Below are 16,153 nucleotides of genomic sequence, written 5' to 3'. Positions count from 1 at the left end.
TACATTATGGAAACATTAATAAAAACCAAGGTAGGACAATTCGTAGCAAAGGATTACCGAACCGCTGTTGTTTTTTCAAAACATGGAATTGATTTTTGCTGTAGAGGAGATAGAACATTAGAAGAAGTTTGTAATAAGAATGGGATCGAAATTGAACATATTTTAGAGAGTCTGAATGATGTATTAACCAAAAAAGATGATACTGCAATTGATTATCAATCCTGGCCACTTGATTTATTAGCAGACTATATCGAAAAAACACATCATCGTTATGTTGAAGAAAAGATACCAATAGTGACTCAATACTTAGGAAAATTATGTAAGGTACATGGAGGGCGGCACCAAGAGTTACTAGAAATCTATGAACTCTTTCATCAAGCCGGAGGAGAACTTACGCAACACATGAAAAAAGAAGAAATTATACTCTTCCCTTTTATTAGAAAAATGGTAACAAGCTTAGCGCAAAATAATACCGTTCAACCTCCCCATTTCGGAACCGTCGAAAATCCTATTGGGATGATGATGCAAGAACATGACAATGAAGGAGAACGATTTCGGAAAATTGCTTCATTAACAGATAATTATACTCCACCAGAGGATGCCTGCAACACCTATCGTGTTACTTTTTCGTTATTAGAAGAATTTGAAAAGAATTTACACTTACATATTCACTTAGAAAACAACATTTTATTTCCTAAAGCAGTGGAATTAGAGAAGAACATCATAGAAAAATCGAAAACATCTTCGCTTGTTAAAGATTAATATCTTTTCATTCATAAAAAGAGGGTGTCTAAAAAGTATATTTTTAGACACCCTCTTTCATATGTAGGTAACATTATTCAATCAAAATCTTTTTCCAGCGTAAGTGAATCTTCAACTACTTTCACAAGATCTTCAACAATAGCTTCTCCTTTGTTTTTATTATACCATACTTGAAGAAACTTTTTAAAAGAATCATCTATTTTTCCATTTTCCTTTTTATAAGCCAGAACCAGGTTTGTTGCTGCTTGTGACCTTGGCCCCCATGTATTTAATACATTACCATCATTATCTACAATTATGAGTTTAGGTATAGAGCGCGTTCCATTTGTCAAAAAAAGATCCATAACTTCAGGGTTGTCATCTCGTAACAAAACTTTTAAATCAATAGCAGGTGAAGCTTCTGCTATTTTATTTAAGATAGGAATAGTCTGTGCGCCATCGGCACACCAACTTTCTATAAGAACAAACCAGGTTTGCTTTTCTTTCAGATCCAGAAAAACTTGTTTGGATTGCTCTGGTACTATAAGAGTTTTATCAAGTCTTCGCATTCTACTCGCATTTAACTTAGTAAAATCAATCCGTTGTTTCGTCTGTTCTGCTCCTGTCGTTTTTTCTTCTGCAACAAAGCGATTTATTAGTTCGACATATGCCACATAAGAAATCCCTTTGGCTATACTTTCTTTAATTATTTCATTCATCATATCATACTATATTAAGGGTTCTGTATTTCTAAAATTTCTGGAGAAGTACTATTATCTATATTAAAATATCCTCCTTTATTTTCTTTTCTTTCTAAAGATTGTCCGATAATCAAATGCGCAATATTAATCATGTTTCGTAATTCGCATAATGACGTATTTACCTTCGAATCCTTATATAATTCTTCTACTTCTCTATACATTACATCTAAATGTTCTTTAGCTTTTGTCAAACGGTGATTACTACGCACAATACCAACATAGTCTCTCATCAAGGCTTGTAATTGTCTGGTATTATGTTTTATGATGATGTGTTCTTTATTAACATGAGTTCCCTGATCATTCCAATCGGGAATTGCTAATGAAACCGATTGTACAACATTAGAACAAAGGTATTGGTAACTATTATGCGCATATACCAAGGCTTCTAGTAAAGAGTTTGAAGCTAACCGGTTTGCTCCATGTAAACCTGTTCTCGAACATTCTCCACAGGCAAATAAATTTTGAATAGATGTCATACCATCTTTATTAACCTCAATACCACCACATAAATAATGTGATGCCGGAACTACCGGAATCCAATCTTTTTCTATGTCGATATGATTGGCCATGCATTTTTTATAAATTGTAGGGAAGTGTTTTTTAAAATCATTTATCTGAAGATGAGTACAGTCTAAATAGACACTAGAATCTCCTGATTTTTTAAGCTCGTTATCTATACTTTTTGAAACAATATCTCGTGAAGCAAGTTCTCCTCTTTCATCATAATCCAGCATAAACCTATGACCGTTTTTATTTCTTAGATAGGCTCCAAAACCTCTTACTGCTTCAGAAATCAGGAAAGATTGTCCATCGTTATCTTCATATAATGCTGTTGGATGAAACTGAACAAACTCCATATCTCTAATTCTTGCTTTTGCCCTATAGGCCATTGCAATTCCATCACCAGTTGCAATAACAGGATTAGTAGTATGACCGTATACTTTACCAATACCTCCTGTTGCTAACAATGTAACGGTGGCTTTTATCGTTTTTATTTCTCCAGTTTTTTGATTCAGAGTATAGACTCCATAACAAGAAATATGTTCACGATCTTGTATTTGCAATTGATGTTCTGTAATTAGATCAATTGCAAAATGATGACTTAATATATTAACGTTAGGCAATTGATGAATACGATTTAGTAATGCAGTTTCTATTTCGCGACCTGTAATATCTTTATGATGAACAATACGATATTCTGAGTGTCCTCCTTCTTTACCTAGATCTAAATTTCCGTTATAATCTAAATCAAAATTAGCTCCCCATTGTATTAAATCATTAAGTCTTTTTGGGCCTTCTTTAACCACCATTTTAACGACTGCAGAATCGCACAAACCATCACCAGCAATCAAAGTATCTTGTATATGTTTTTGAAAAGAGTCTTCTTCGGCATCTAATACCACTGCTACTCCTCCCTGGGCATATTTTGTATTAGATTCGTCATCATCGGCTTTTGTTACGATACAAACCCTTTTGTTTTTAAATTTTTCTGCTATTTTAACTGCAAAAGTTAATCCGGCAGCACCTGATCCAATTACTAAATAATCTACAGATATCATCATTCTTTTATTTAGAGAGGTCTAACATTCGTACAATAGGAGTTAAAGCTTTTTTTCTTATATCTTCTGCTACATTTATTTCGGGAGTTTCATTAAGTAGACAGTCATATAATTTCTGAAGTGTATTTACTTTCATATAACTACACTCACTACAAGCACAAGTATTATCCTCCTCGGCTGGAGCCGGAATCAATACTGTATTGGGTACTTCTTTTTTCATTTCATGTAAAATACCTGCTTCAGTAGCTACTATAAATTTCTCTTTTGGATGTTCTTTTACATAATTTATCATCCCGGCAGTAGAACCTACATACTTTGCGGTTTTCAAAATATGTTCTTCAGATTCAGGATGCGCTATAATCACCGACCCTGGATTATCTTGATATAAATCCAGCAATTTATCAATGCAAAATGCTTCATGTACTATGCAACTACCGTCCCAAAGTATCATGTCTCTACCGGTTTGTTTTATGATGTATTTACCCAGGTTTTTATCCGGAGCAAAAATGATAGGTGTATCCTTTGGTACTGATTCTACAATTTTAAGCGCATTAGAAGAGGTACAAACCAAATCACTCATTGCTTTAATTTCTGCCGAACAATTGATATAAGTAATCACAACATGATTAGGGTGTGATCTTACAAAAGAACCAAATGCATCAGGGGGACACGAATCTGCTAATGAACACCCGGCAGTTAAATCTGGCAATACTACTTTTTTTGATGGATTAAGAATTTTTGCAGTCTCTGCCATAAAGTGCACACCTGCAAAGACAATAATATCTGCATCAATTTCTGCTGCTTTTTGAGATAATCCTAAACTATCCCCCACATAATCAGCAACCTCCTGTATTTCTGGCCGTTGATAATAATGTGCAAGGATTACAGCATTTTTCTCTTTCTTTATGTTATTTATTTTTTCTTTTAGCTCCACTTTTATCATAGTATTCATTACATCGCGAAAAATAGAGGTCTTTGAATGTGAATACTATGACAAAAATCATAATTAAAGATAAAAAAGTCTTTTTTATAATTTTTAATAAAAGAACTCATTTCAAAATTCATTCTACTCCCATAAAAAAAGGCCTCTCTTTCGAGTGGCCTTTCAAAAAAGAAAAGAGGAATTTTAAAACTCAATTTCAAAAAACAAACTACTTTCCACGTTATCTGTGGTAACGTCTTCTCCTTTTAGTACTTCTTGAGATTCGTTTAATAATTTTAGGTTAATCTTCCAATATCCTGTCATGGTAAGAGACAATTTTCCTTTGTACATTTTTGATGCTGCATCATAGCTCAAATCTTCATTGTTTGGCGAACTATGATTACCCATGCCAGGCATGCGAGGATCTACTGTAATTTTATAGTTTTCTACTACAGGAAAAGTCATCATATTTTCCATTTTAAAAAGCATTGCATTAAAATCATTTACTGCAACTTTTGGCTCTACTGGTCCGGTCATAGTCAAAATATAGCGAGTACCATCACTACCCTTGAATGTGCTTACTTTTTGTTTACCATCTTTAGGTGATATTACATCTATAGTGTTTTTGGCCGTAAATTCTTCTCCATTAATTGTATAGGTAATAATAAGATCCCAATATTCATCTGTATTACCTGGCATTTGAAAAACCAAGAATCCTTTAGAAACCGTCTTATCTTCGGTAACAGTCAGAGTAGATTTTGGGCAAGAATGTTTCATTTGTGTCATATGCATAACAGGCATCCAAGAAATTTCGGATTGAGAAATATAACTTTTTGTTGCCATATCTTTAATACGTAAGTGTACCTCATTATATCCTATGCTAAAATCGTTTTTCTTAGAATATAGTTCGATAGAATGATTGTTCGCATCAAAAGAGGTTACTATATTAAATCCATCCATAGGATTTAATATCATTTCATCATCATCAGAACTACATGAGACAAAAATGGTTGAAAGAATGATTGCTGTAAAAATTAATTTTATGGTTTTCATTTGTTTATTTTTAATTATGTTTTTTTAATTGATTTTATATGAAAGTGTAATGAAGAAATTGCGTCCCATTCTAGGAACATTTTTCCAATCTGCATACGTTGAATAGTATTCATCAAAAATGTTTTCTACACCTGCCTTGGCGTATACCACATCGTTAGCTATATAAAAGGTTTTTCCCAGAGTTAGCGAAAAAATGGTATAAGCTGATGTTTTATCTTCACCAAATTCTGGATTAAAATTTGTTTGATCTCCAGCACCTTTCATGGTAACTTCTCCTGAAAAACTGTTCTTATTATATTTAATACCAGACCGATATGATACAGGACTTATAAAAGGCAAATTACGATCGGTATCATCTTTTCCCTGATGGTAGGATACTGAAGCAGACCATGCAAGTTCTGGTAGGATTTTGTATTCTGTACTCAAAGACACATTAATCAAATCAGCATACTCTAGATTTTCGTATATTTTTACTCCATCTGCCCCAATTGTCATAGTACTTAGCGATTCATTTACCTCTCCAATAATGTAATTTGGCATTCGAAAAACATTTCCTTCCAGAGCAATTTTTAGTTTCGATTTTTCTAAAGAAATTTTAGCATTAGCCTCTATAGATTGTTCATTTTTTAGGTTTGGATCACCAATATAATCGTGATTATCAAAACTATTAAAAAGATAAAATCCATACCCTTCTGATACCGATGGTGCACGTTCTCCATAGGATAGTCCTGCATTGATGTGAATGGGTTCTAAATGTTTATGATATTGAAGCGAAGCACTTTTAAGAAACCTTGTTTTAGATTCTTCCATATCTGGATAAAAGATTCTGAGACTATTAAGTCCAAATTCATCAGCTACATTATTATTTTGCACTGCTAATCTTGCAGATAGTTTTAAAGAACTTTTTTTAAAGCTCATCTTATCTTCTGCATATAAACCTGTATTCCAAGTTCGTACATCGGGCCAAGTAAGCATAAACATGGGGTTCTCATTGGGGTTATTTGGGTACATTGTCATTTCTGCAAGAGACTTATTATAAAACCCATCCCATTTCATCAAAAAGTGTTGTTTTTTGGTTTTTAGATTCACTTCAGAGAAAAACCCATATGTATCACTCCATCCCGGCATATCCATTCGAATAGGTACATCTGGTCTTTTAGAATCATCCATCACATGAGTAACTTTATTAAAGTACACTTTAGACTTCCAATCGCTAAACACACCAATAGTACTTTGTTCAAAACCAACAGATGCAATAATTGCACGTGCCAAAGAAACATCCATGGGTAAGGCAGGATACCCTACATCTCGTGCCTCATCATAAATTGCAGTTGCTGTGAGTGCTCTATCCTCATCAATCTTATACCCTCCGTTTACAGAAATGTTATACTTTGTGTATTGAGAAAAATTAATTTCCTCGCCGTTTCCTGCAGTATAATTTTCCGCTTTGCGATAAATGATATCTCCATCTACATAAAAATCAGAATTTGAATAATTCGCTTCTGCTCCTAAAACCACTAATTGGTTATTGGTTTCAAATCCGTCTTCTAAACTTGCTTTAAATCCTGTTTCTCTAAAATTACTTTTATCCAACTCCAGATCTATTGCGCCTCCTATACAGTTTCCGTATTCTGATCCTTGTTGTCCAGATGCAACATGTGCTTTGGCTAGATTAGACACATCTACATACGAGGTTATAGGATCCATTTTATCAGTACATGCACCAAAGATTCGCATCCCATCTATAGTAACCGAGAGCCTTTCTGATGTCATATTATTTAGTGCAGGTTCCCAGGCATAGGCTCCTCGTTTTATCATACCCACTTTTTGCGAAAGCTCTAGGTATTCATCCAACGAGGATAATGGTTTAGGTTGTTTTTGATAATCCAATTCTTTCCTTGCAGATATCAAAATCACTTCTTCTAAATTGACAGACATAATACTATCTGCCTCTTTATTAGGGATTTCTTCCTGAGCACTAATCCAACAGGGGATAATTTGAAAAAGCAGGATATACCATAGGGTATTTACCCTTTTAAACGGTGCCCTCAATATCTTATACAAAGAGGTCACCCTAATACTGGTTTTCATTAAAGTATATTTTATAAATAATTCAACATATAAATAAGTTTGTGTAGCGGTTTTTATAGGTATGGTATACCTTCAAAAACAAATACACTTATATTGAACTATCCAAACTTTGGAGGTGGAGAAAGATCTGTAATAAGTAACTTAGAAATAATTTCTGAAGTAGTTTTATAATTGTTCTCTAATGTGTTTTCAGGTTCTTTTTTTAAATCAAACTGAAATAACAGTTGAAAAAAGACGATTTCTTGAGTTTTATTTTTGGATTGCTCTTTTTTGAACGGATTGGTATTTGTTTCTTCTGATTGTTTGGCTAATTGTTTTACCAGATAACATTTACCATTACATTTTAATCGAGGCCTGTCTTTATTTTCACACAGATTTTTTACGATGTAATCATAGTTCATAATATACTCTCCTATAGGCCAAAGAGGCTTTATAAGCATAAGGAAAGCAACAAACAATATTACCGTACTTTTCATACGGCAAATATAGTCTCAATTACCATAAAAAAAACATGATAAAAGTCACAAAAAAGACAAAACGATCTTTTTTATTATATTTGATTAAAAAAAAGTGCTATTATGCTATCTAATGCTTGTAAATATGCTATAAGGGCTATACTTTATCTGGCAATACACTCTGATGAGACTAACAAAATAGGTGTAAAAAAAATTGCTGAAGACTTAGAAACTCCTCAACCTTTTTTAGCCAAATTATTAAGGCAATTGACCTCAAATAAGCTGGTTTCCTCGACTAAAGGTCCCGGGGGAGGTTTTTTTCTGGATAAAAACAATAAAGAGAAATCGATTTGGGATGTCATCTGTTGTATTGACGGCACTCATAAATTTGACAAATGTTTTCTTGGGTTATCAAAATGTAGTGATAAAAACCCCTGTCCTGTACATTTTACTGTATCTCCTTTCAAGAAAAAAATATTGAATGAATTTAGAGATAAAACGATTTCAAAACTTGTTGAAGAAATTGAAATAGAAGGAACTGTAATTTCTTTAAAGGGGTTTGATTTGAAATAATAGTTTTTCTACCAGAGTGCTATTTACAAATCATCAATTTCTGAGTTTATTTTGTTTAAAGTCGTTCTTCCTTTATCTAAGTCATTTAATATTTGTGATTTAGAATTTTCGAAAGCGATTTTTATATCACTAAAGATATTTTCATAATAAGAAACTCCTTCTTTTAGATTTTTGACAAACGTCGATAAATATCGTTTTTGTTTATCATTTATAGAATGCTTTGTTTCTTCAAGCTTATTTTTTAAAAAATCAATATAGATAGTAAGCTCATTTATAAACATATTAGGACGATCTGCTCGTACAACCTCGTCAGACTCTCCATAAATATGACTTGTAATTTCTTTTAAACTCATAAGTTTAGAGAAATAAGCCATATTTGGCCCAGGGCATATAGAAACTCCTTCTCCTTCAACTTTAGTATCTAGGTTGTACTTTAATAGTGCAGAAGTCCCAAGACCAACACAAGTACATGATTTTTCTACAATTTGGTTAAATTCTCTTTGGTAGTCTTCTTTAGAAAGCCCCTTTTTATCTAACTCCTTAATCTTTACATGTTGATATTGTCGTGATGCTGTACATATCCCTTTTTCTGTAAATTCTTTGTTTAGTGCAACAAATTTTTTAGGGCATGAGCTACCAGGCCTGTCCTTTTCTATTAAAGTTAACTTTTCCTGATCTTTTGTGTTTCCTTTAAGGCTATTAAATGGTATCCCCAATGGTGAGATATCACTTAAATATAAATCATCTTCTTTGGCCTTTACTAATTTATCTAATGTAGCATTATCTACTGTTGTTGCTTCTGGCACTAAAAGAAACGGAGTTCCCCACCCTACAGAATCTACTTTGTAATGGTCTAGTAAAAACTGGTGTTCTTCTGCTGTACCTACCCCACCTTGGGCAGTGATTTTAATCGGTAAAGGAGATTGAGGAGTATATCGATTTTTACGAGATAATACTTCTGTTATGATTTTATGTGTTTCAGAAATCAATTCTTCTTTCTGATCTCTAAACTGAGCTAGTATTGGCCCCATAAGGTACCCATCTGTTGCAAATGCATGTCCACCGCAATTAAGTCCGGATTCGATTCTATATTCTGAAACCCATAACCCTTTTTTGGCCAAAAACTTTCCTTGTATTAACGCAGATCTATAATCACTTACTTTTAAAACTATTTTCTTTTTTATTTCTCCGTTCTCGTTTGGATAAAAATCTTCAAACTCTTCCATATAGCTATACAGTCTGGGGTTCATCCCAGCAGAAAGTATTACTGATGATGATAAATCACTATTAGCATATCCTCTAAGTGCTGCATGTGCATCATTATACTTAGAAGGTAGTTTTTCTTTTTTTTGATAATTTTCTTTATCAACTTTGGTCATAATATTAACATCAATACTACCCATTGATAAATTTGATTCTATTAAATCTTTGATCCCATTAAAATTAAAATCATTGGATGTAAGATTTTTAAATCGTTGTTTTAATGAGGATGTGTCGGGTAAAATATTGAAATATTGCTTCAATTCATTACTACATTCTGTTGTAATACTTTTAAGTTGATTAAACTTTTCTTCTGCCAGATCATTCATCAAATTAAGGTAAGAAGTAATCCTCTTTGCCCTAAAATCTTCTATGCTTTCTGTGATTTCATTATATGGCATTTCGAATGTATCACAATACATCTTTCTTAGTTTTTCTAATAGAATATCATCGACTAATGAAATAACAGAATCTATTCCTAGATGAGAAACTTTTAATGGAGTATCAATAGTAAAACCTATTCCCATTACAGGAATATGAAATGAATGTAATTTCATCATAATGAATTAAGTTTTGTACTGGTTTAGTTATGTATTAGTTCACTATGATATAATACCATAATCATCCTAATTTTCTCAACATACATTAACACATATGCAGCTGTCAAAAATCACGAATGGAAACAGAACTAAATATGACAATTATCATGTTTTAATAACTTCTAAGTTTTGGGCATGATCATCAATCTGGTATTCGGGTTGATTTTCTGTCAAAATTTCAATTCTTTTATTTGCCAAATTAGGTTTTTCAGGCTGCGTATGGTAATGTCTTAATTGATGTTCACCCTGTCGGCCAGAGCTAAAATTAGATACTCGTTTTAAATATCCTATTACTCGGGTAGCATGATCTACATTCTTAGAACCGCAATCACCACACATAGACATAGTGCGCTTATCTATATGTGAACATTCATTGCATATTGTAATTTTTATATTAAAACAGAAATAGTTACATCCTGCAGCGGCCGTTGCATGAATTAGTTTTATAAACCCGTCTTTGTTCGGTGCTTCTTCGAGATTAAGGTGTAGTGCAGAACCTCCGTCCAGATATTGTATAATCTCTTTACCGTGTAACATTATTTTATCCAGAGCATTTACTTTATTGTCTTCGACCGCATAGAAATATGAATTATAGCAATCTCTAGGTACAAATAGTCCATCTTCTTTATCCCATTTTGCATTTTTTATCCCTAGATTTTCAGCAGGAACGAATTCTGTGTTAAACATATATCCGTATTTTTCTTTTGCTGCCCTGTTTTCCTGGTAAATTGCTTTTAGGTATCTATTTACAAAGTTCTTATATGCTGTGTTATTGCTTGCTTCAATCCCCTGACTTTCGGCAGCTTCTACCATACCGTTAATACCCACTGTTAAAAATTGTTTGTCCAATGCGATAAAACCCGCTTGATAAACAGGCAATAATCCCGCTTCATTATATTCGTCTATAAGTGTTCTATAGGCAACCTGATATTTATGAACTTTTTGCACTTCTTCAACCATATCAGCCTTTTTTTGAATCAACCGGTTCATATTAAGAGTGATTACATTAATCGACCCTGTTGCTACTCCGCCAGCACCCAAAGAATAGCTAAAGGTGTTATCACTAATTTCATTTCGTAAACGACAACAAGATGCTAAACTATCTGCGTTTTCGGATTGGTATATAAAAAAAGAATTTCCATCGCTAAGTTCTTGTGCGCACATTTCGGTAAATTCTCTATCGACAGGAGTTCCATTTTTCACTAACATTGCCGCAGTAACTACAGGAAAAGTAAGCACGGCTCTTTTTCGTTCTTTATTGAACCATTTCATAAAGAAGTCTTGTAGTTTTTTTACACTTTCCCATTTTGGTTTGGTCATATCGGGAAATACAAAATCTCCAAACATACTATTAAAATAGGCTTCGTCGTATAGTGAGATGTTCCAAAATACGGATTGATACCCTCTTGCGGCGGCGGGTTGATTAACCGCATAAACTACATGTTGTAAATGATTTGCAATGCGTTTTTCATGAGTCTGTAAATAATCTTCTCCAAGATCTTTAGCAGCAAAATGATCAAAATACATCAAAAACTCTACGGTCGCCAATGCTCCTGCAAACTGTGAACTTACTGCAAAGACAAGGTTAACAAACTCACCACAATAACTCTCAAGATGTTTTGGCGCTTTGCTTTCGCCTCCTAGTTTTGTAAGTCCATCTAATAAGAACGGATACATACTTATAGAAACGCAATATGGTTTTAGTGAAGTCTCATCATGTACATATATTTCATGTGACTCTATCTGCCTTATATATTCTTCTGCCAGATCATCGCCATACAGAGCAGCTATTTTTTGTTTTACCAATGCCCTATTTACCTGTATATTAATATCTTTATTTAATTCTGCTTCCATTGTTGCAATGTTTTTTGAAGTTACATTGGCGTTAGCATCTACTTTAGAACCGTCTGCTGCATTGGTAGAATCTAAATAATGAGTTATAAAGTCTATTTTATTTGCTATTTGATCATCTGAAAGTCGTATCATGAGTTTTTAATTTTTAATAAATAAGTAATTAAGTCGCTTATTGGTTTTTACTTCTATAAATTCTTGATTGGTGGTTTCGCTATTTAGTCCTCCAAGAGATTGATCCCATCTTCCGGTTTTAATCCAGGTTAATTGAGATAAGATTTTATCATCTACTTTTTCTAAGCCTGTATACAAACAGGTTTTATATCCTTTCTCTTTAGCGTGTTTTAAGTTGTTTATCAATTCTTTTTTGTGCCATTCTCCACCCATAAAAACAACACAGGTAGCAAATCCAGAATACTGATTGAGTATATCCTTGTATATTTTTTTAGTTAATTTTTCTCCACTCCCCTTTTTCCATAAAAAAGGTGAATGACACCCTTTGCATCGTAAAGGACACCCTGAAATACTAAAACATATACTTATTTCCCCTGGTACTTCCTGAAGCACTATATGAAAATCATAAAAATTCATCATTACACTATTAAAAGACCTTTTTATCATTTATAAAATTAAGCATAGAAACTTCTCATTTCAAATTAATAAAAATGAGTTATTAAAAATGTTATTAACAACAAGAAAACTAAGTTTCTAATGTAGACAAATAGTCCTTACTCGAGAATTTACATCATCTTGAAGAAATGAGTTATTTATTGCTAGAATCACTTCTAGAATAAACCACTCTATATACAAATAACACTGACTGATATAATAATTTACATCAGTCAGTGCGATTTTCGACAGAAAATTGTATCGAATTTAATTAAAGAAAGCTGTCTCATTGAGGAGTGGACAGCTTTCTTAATAACTATTTGATATGAGTATATGAAGGGGTTATTTGATCAAATAGTTATAAATGGTCTTTCCTTTATCTAGTTGCATTTTATATATATAAACACCACTACTTAAGGAACTCCCATCATATTTAACAATGTGGTTTCCTGCTGGTAGAACTTTGTCAATTATTACATCGATCTCAGCTCCCTTTAAGGAAAACAATTTCAAAGTTACATGAGTTCTTTCTTTCAGATCAAATTCATAATTAATATCATTGGTAAAAGGATTTGGATATGTTTTTACCTTTATAGTACTTAATAGCTCCGACCTATTTTGTGCTCTATTTCCATAGGTACCATACACTTCAAATTCATGTAATGAATATCCATAAGGAGTTCCTCTTGCCGTGCCGTACATTCTAATATATCGTCCAGTTCCAGAAATATTTAAGTCATCTATTCCTCCATCTCCAGTCGATGTTTCATATATTGATGTCCATATATTGCCATCATTTGAAACTTCAATACGATACTTTTTTGCATAAGCGGCTTCCCAATTTAGAACTACCCGCTCGATAGTGGCAACTCCTTCCAAATCAACATAAATCCATTCAGGATCATGTTTTTCTGTAGAGGCCCAACGTGAATTTTTGTCACCATCAACTGCATAAGAAGCTGGGAACTTGCGTGTTTCTAAAGATGACGCAACAGCTCTTTTTTTAAGGGCTATATTCCCTACAGAAGGAGTTCCATCTGACGAAGTGGTTGCATTAACAGGATTCGAATACGAAGAATTACCAGTCGCACTCTCAGCTCTTACTCTGTAATGGTAGGTTGTATTGGCAGTAAGACCGGTATCAGAATATGAAGTTGCATTTGCTGTAGTGGTCCCAACAGATGTCCAACCACTAGTACCATTCGCCGAACGTTCTATTCTAAATAAATCTTCATCATTAGCATTATCTGTCCAACTTAAATCAATCTGGCTTTTTGAAACAACAGTTGCTGATAAATTAGTAGGTGCTTTTGGAGCTGTTCCTTCTCCAATAGTACCGTACACTTCAAATTCATGTAATGAGTACCCATAAGAAGTTCCTCTGGCAGTACCATACATTCTAATATATCGTCCTGTTCCAGAAATACTTAGATCATCTATTCCTCCATCTCCAGTCGATGTAGCATATAGTGTTGTCCACGTTGTGCCATCGTTTGAAACTTTAATTTCATACTTTTTTGCATAGGCAGCTTCCCAATTTAAAACTACCCGCTCAATAGTGGCAACGCCTCCTAAGTCAATAGAAATCCACTGAGGGTCAACTTTTTCTTTAGAAGCCCAACGGGTAGTATCTTTCCCATCAACAGCAAGATTAGCTTTGAAACTTGGTGTCTCTAAAGATGAAGCAGTGGCTGTTTTACCAAGGGCTATATTTCCTGCTGTGGTCGTTCCATTAACTGTATTAGAATATGTAGAGTTTCCTATAGTATTTTCGGCTCTTACTCTATAGTAGTAGGTCGTATTAGATGAGAGGCCTTTATCGGTATATGAACTTACATTTATAGCAGTGGTACCAACAGATGTCCAACCACTAGTGCCATTTGCAGAACGTTCTATTCTAAATGAATCTTCATTATTAGCATTATCTGTCCAATTCAATTCAATCTGGGTACTTATAGCAGAGACAGTTTTTAGACTGGTTGGCGCTGCAGGGACAGTACCACGACTAAGAGTAGTTACATTAGCGGTATTAGAATACTTAGAATCTCCTCCAAAATTCTTGGCCTTTACCCTGTAATAATAAGTGGTATTCGCAGTTAAACCAGTATCTAGATAGTTCGTTGCATCTTTTTTTAGTTCAGCAACATTTTTCCATCCACTAGCTCCATCTGCAGAACGTTCTACTATAAATTTACTTTCATTTATAGAATTATCCGTCCAGGTGATATTAATCTGACTATTAGAATTAGACGTTGCTGATAAATTAGTAGGCGCTGCAGGTGCATCAATAGCCTCCATTTGGCTATTATTAGGCGGCTCATGATTGTCTGACAAATCATCTAATGCTACCGGATTACGAACCCAATCAAGGATTTGCTTGGTACTAACAATTCTAACATCATCAAACTTATTGGCATAGATCAAAAATTTCTCAATAGCTTTTCTCCTTTCTGCTTCTGATGTTGGGCTTTTATCGTTAAGAAAACCAGCTCCATCTGTATATATTTCTGTATGTCCTCCAAATATAAATGGAGCCTTGTTACCTTTCATTCGCTCATCAAGCGTACGCTTTAAGGCTCCCAAAAACTCATCATAATTCATCCCGTTCTTACCATTCAGTAAAGTATAATCAGTAGATGAACGTTTCTTACCTGTTATTGAATCTATGAGACCATGTTTAGGCATTCTCCATATACCAGGGTGTTTAAGATTTCTTTTTCCTGGCAGACCATTATCCATAGTATATGGCCAATAATAATGTCTCCCATCTGCCACAGTATGTTCTTTACTGCCTCCATAACCGCTGCAGTCATACATTATCCCCTGCTCTTTTAATACAGTATAGGTATTGTTATTAAATTCGTAGCGTGGGGCTCTAAATCCAAATAAGCGAGTAAGACCAACACCTTGTTCTGGATAAGGTTTCTTAAAATCATCAGTACAATCCTTGATTTCTTTTCTCCATTGATCTACTGTCATGGTCTTACCATTCAGAGGTTTTTTTAAATGTGTACGGGTATGATTTCCTACTTCGTGCCCTTCTTCCATAGCTCTTCTCAAAGCTTTACGTACATATTTGGAATCTTCCCAGACCCATTCGGTAATAGGGCGTGAGGTATTTAGAAAAGTATTCTTGGCATATGTGCCATCATAGGTTCTTTTATTACCAACTCCTTCATGATTTTGTAGTCCTGCAAGAAAATCAAGTATCCATTTCATCCCTCCATTTTTGTGACGCGGTATACTATCCTTGGTACCTGGTTTTAATTTTTTACTAAGAGGATCTCCAGAAATTGCGTTATCATCCCAGCCTATAGATACAAACATAGGAACTTTTGATAACGGTATTTTATCACTACCTGGATGATTAACTGAATGTGGGACATTATCAGAATAGTCGTATGGTGGTGGTATAGCTATTCTGTTTTTAGGTGTGGTATCATTTGTTTGTGCGTATCCATTCCCAAAAAGAAATAGAAGTAACACCATTGATAAAAAAACTTTTGATAATATTTTTTTCATGGTTAAAAATTTTGGTTAAAAGATTTATTTTTATTTATAGGCAAACTGTTCGCGAGTTTTAGTTTTATAAATCAGTTTGTCTTAATAATTAACCAAAGCAACCAAATTTTAATTCCTACCATGTTCAATGCTATCCAAATGATGTTTGAATTTGTCC

General features: G+C 33.8%; 12 protein-coding genes. 2 read left to right on the top strand and 10 right to left on the bottom strand.

Annotation, left to right across the window (positions count from 1 at the left end; translation table 11 throughout):
- The first annotated feature begins 6 nt into the window (after positions 1-6).
- Complete coding sequence (ric, locus tag ATE84_RS06230; RefSeq protein WP_101446779.1) at positions 7-762, top strand: iron-sulfur cluster repair di-iron protein; 756 nt, start codon at positions 7-9, stop codon at positions 760-762.
- Between the two features lie 77 nt (positions 763-839).
- Here the strand turns inward: ric and ATE84_RS06225 are convergent, their stop codons facing one another.
- From ATE84_RS06225 to ATE84_RS06200, 6 genes are all read right to left on the bottom strand, one after another.
- Entirely contained in the window at positions 840-1,463 is a 624-nt protein-coding gene (locus tag ATE84_RS06225; protein WP_233195752.1) for a thioredoxin family protein, read from the bottom strand.
- Between the two features lie 11 nt (positions 1,464-1,474).
- Positions 1,475-3,061, bottom strand: coding sequence for an L-aspartate oxidase (gene nadB, locus ATE84_RS06220; RefSeq protein ID WP_101450854.1), 1,587 nt, complete (start codon positions 3,059-3,061; stop codon positions 1,475-1,477).
- A gap of 7 nt (positions 3,062-3,068) precedes the next feature.
- Positions 3,069-4,004, bottom strand: coding sequence for a quinolinate synthase NadA (gene nadA / locus ATE84_RS06215; RefSeq protein WP_101446775.1), 936 nt, complete (start codon positions 4,002-4,004; stop codon positions 3,069-3,071).
- A 183-nt stretch (positions 4,005-4,187) separates the two neighbouring features.
- Complete coding sequence (locus ATE84_RS06210) at positions 4,188-5,036, bottom strand: hypothetical protein (RefSeq protein ID WP_101446773.1); 849 nt, start codon at positions 5,034-5,036, stop codon at positions 4,188-4,190.
- Between the two features lie 24 nt (positions 5,037-5,060).
- On the bottom strand, positions 5,061-7,127 hold the full coding sequence (locus ATE84_RS06205) for a TonB-dependent receptor (protein ID WP_233195751.1): 2,067 nt from the start codon (positions 7,125-7,127) through the stop codon (positions 5,061-5,063).
- A gap of 98 nt (positions 7,128-7,225) precedes the next feature.
- Positions 7,226-7,603: a hypothetical protein gene (locus ATE84_RS06200; protein ID WP_143273582.1), complete on the bottom strand. Its 378-nt coding sequence runs from the start codon at positions 7,601-7,603 to the stop codon at positions 7,226-7,228.
- Between the two features lie 102 nt (positions 7,604-7,705).
- Between ATE84_RS06200 and ATE84_RS06195 the strand changes: the two genes are divergently transcribed.
- Entirely contained in the window at positions 7,706-8,155 is a 450-nt protein-coding gene (locus tag ATE84_RS06195; RefSeq protein WP_101446769.1) for an Rrf2 family transcriptional regulator, read from the top strand.
- Positions 8,156-8,178: 23 nt separating this feature from the next.
- On the opposite strand, the gene ATE84_RS06190 is transcribed toward ATE84_RS06195, so the two are convergent.
- From ATE84_RS06190 to ATE84_RS06175, 4 genes are all read right to left on the bottom strand, one after another.
- Complete coding sequence (locus ATE84_RS06190) at positions 8,179-9,972, bottom strand: hypothetical protein (protein WP_101450850.1); 1,794 nt, start codon at positions 9,970-9,972, stop codon at positions 8,179-8,181.
- A gap of 147 nt (positions 9,973-10,119) precedes the next feature.
- Positions 10,120-12,000, bottom strand: a complete 1,881-nt coding sequence (gene nrdD / locus ATE84_RS06185; RefSeq protein ID WP_101446767.1) for an anaerobic ribonucleoside-triphosphate reductase — start codon at positions 11,998-12,000, stop codon at positions 10,120-10,122.
- Positions 12,001-12,006: 6 nt separating this feature from the next.
- Positions 12,007-12,486 carry an anaerobic ribonucleoside-triphosphate reductase activating protein gene (gene nrdG, locus ATE84_RS06180; RefSeq protein ID WP_233195750.1) on the bottom strand — a complete coding sequence of 160 codons (480 nt, stop codon included), beginning with the start codon at positions 12,484-12,486 and terminating at the stop codon, positions 12,007-12,009.
- Between the two features lie 330 nt (positions 12,487-12,816).
- The gene (locus ATE84_RS06175; RefSeq protein ID WP_101446765.1) at positions 12,817-15,996 is read right to left on the bottom strand and encodes a discoidin domain-containing protein; all 3,180 of its coding nucleotides are present in this window, start codon (positions 15,994-15,996) and stop codon (positions 12,817-12,819) included.
- Positions 15,997-16,153 lie beyond the last annotated feature (157 nt).

Source organism: Aquimarina sp. MAR_2010_214, assembly GCF_002846555.1.
GTDB lineage: Bacteria > Bacteroidota > Bacteroidia > Flavobacteriales > Flavobacteriaceae > Aquimarina.
Note: the sequence above shows the minus strand (reverse complement) of the source record. Positions and strands in the feature narration are given on the sequence as shown.

Coding starts and splice junctions, on each gene's coding strand:
- ric (WP_101446779.1), top strand. CDS start 7: ATGGAAACATTAATAAAAACCAAGGTAGGACAATTCGTAGCAAAGGAT.
- ATE84_RS06225 (WP_233195752.1), bottom strand. CDS start 1,463: ATGATGAATGAAATAATTAAAGAAAGTATAGCCAAAGGGATTTCTTAT.
- nadB (WP_101450854.1), bottom strand. CDS start 3,061: ATGATATCTGTAGATTATTTAGTAATTGGATCAGGTGCTGCCGGATTA.
- nadA (WP_101446775.1), bottom strand. CDS start 4,004: ATGATAAAAGTGGAGCTAAAAGAAAAAATAAATAACATAAAGAAAGAG.
- ATE84_RS06210 (WP_101446773.1), bottom strand. CDS start 5,036: ATGAAAACCATAAAATTAATTTTTACAGCAATCATTCTTTCAACCATT.
- ATE84_RS06205 (WP_233195751.1), bottom strand. CDS start 7,127: ATGAAAACCAGTATTAGGGTGACCTCTTTGTATAAGATATTGAGGGCA.
- ATE84_RS06200 (WP_143273582.1), bottom strand. CDS start 7,603: ATGAAAAGTACGGTAATATTGTTTGTTGCTTTCCTTATGCTTATAAAG.
- ATE84_RS06195 (WP_101446769.1), top strand. CDS start 7,706: ATGCTATCTAATGCTTGTAAATATGCTATAAGGGCTATACTTTATCTG.
- ATE84_RS06190 (WP_101450850.1), bottom strand. CDS start 9,972: ATGAAATTACATTCATTTCATATTCCTGTAATGGGAATAGGTTTTACT.
- nrdD (WP_101446767.1), bottom strand. CDS start 12,000: ATGATACGACTTTCAGATGATCAAATAGCAAATAAAATAGACTTTATA.
- nrdG (WP_233195750.1), bottom strand. CDS start 12,486: ATGATAAAAAGGTCTTTTAATAGTGTAATGATGAATTTTTATGATTTT.
- ATE84_RS06175 (WP_101446765.1), bottom strand. CDS start 15,996: ATGAAAAAAATATTATCAAAAGTTTTTTTATCAATGGTGTTACTTCTA.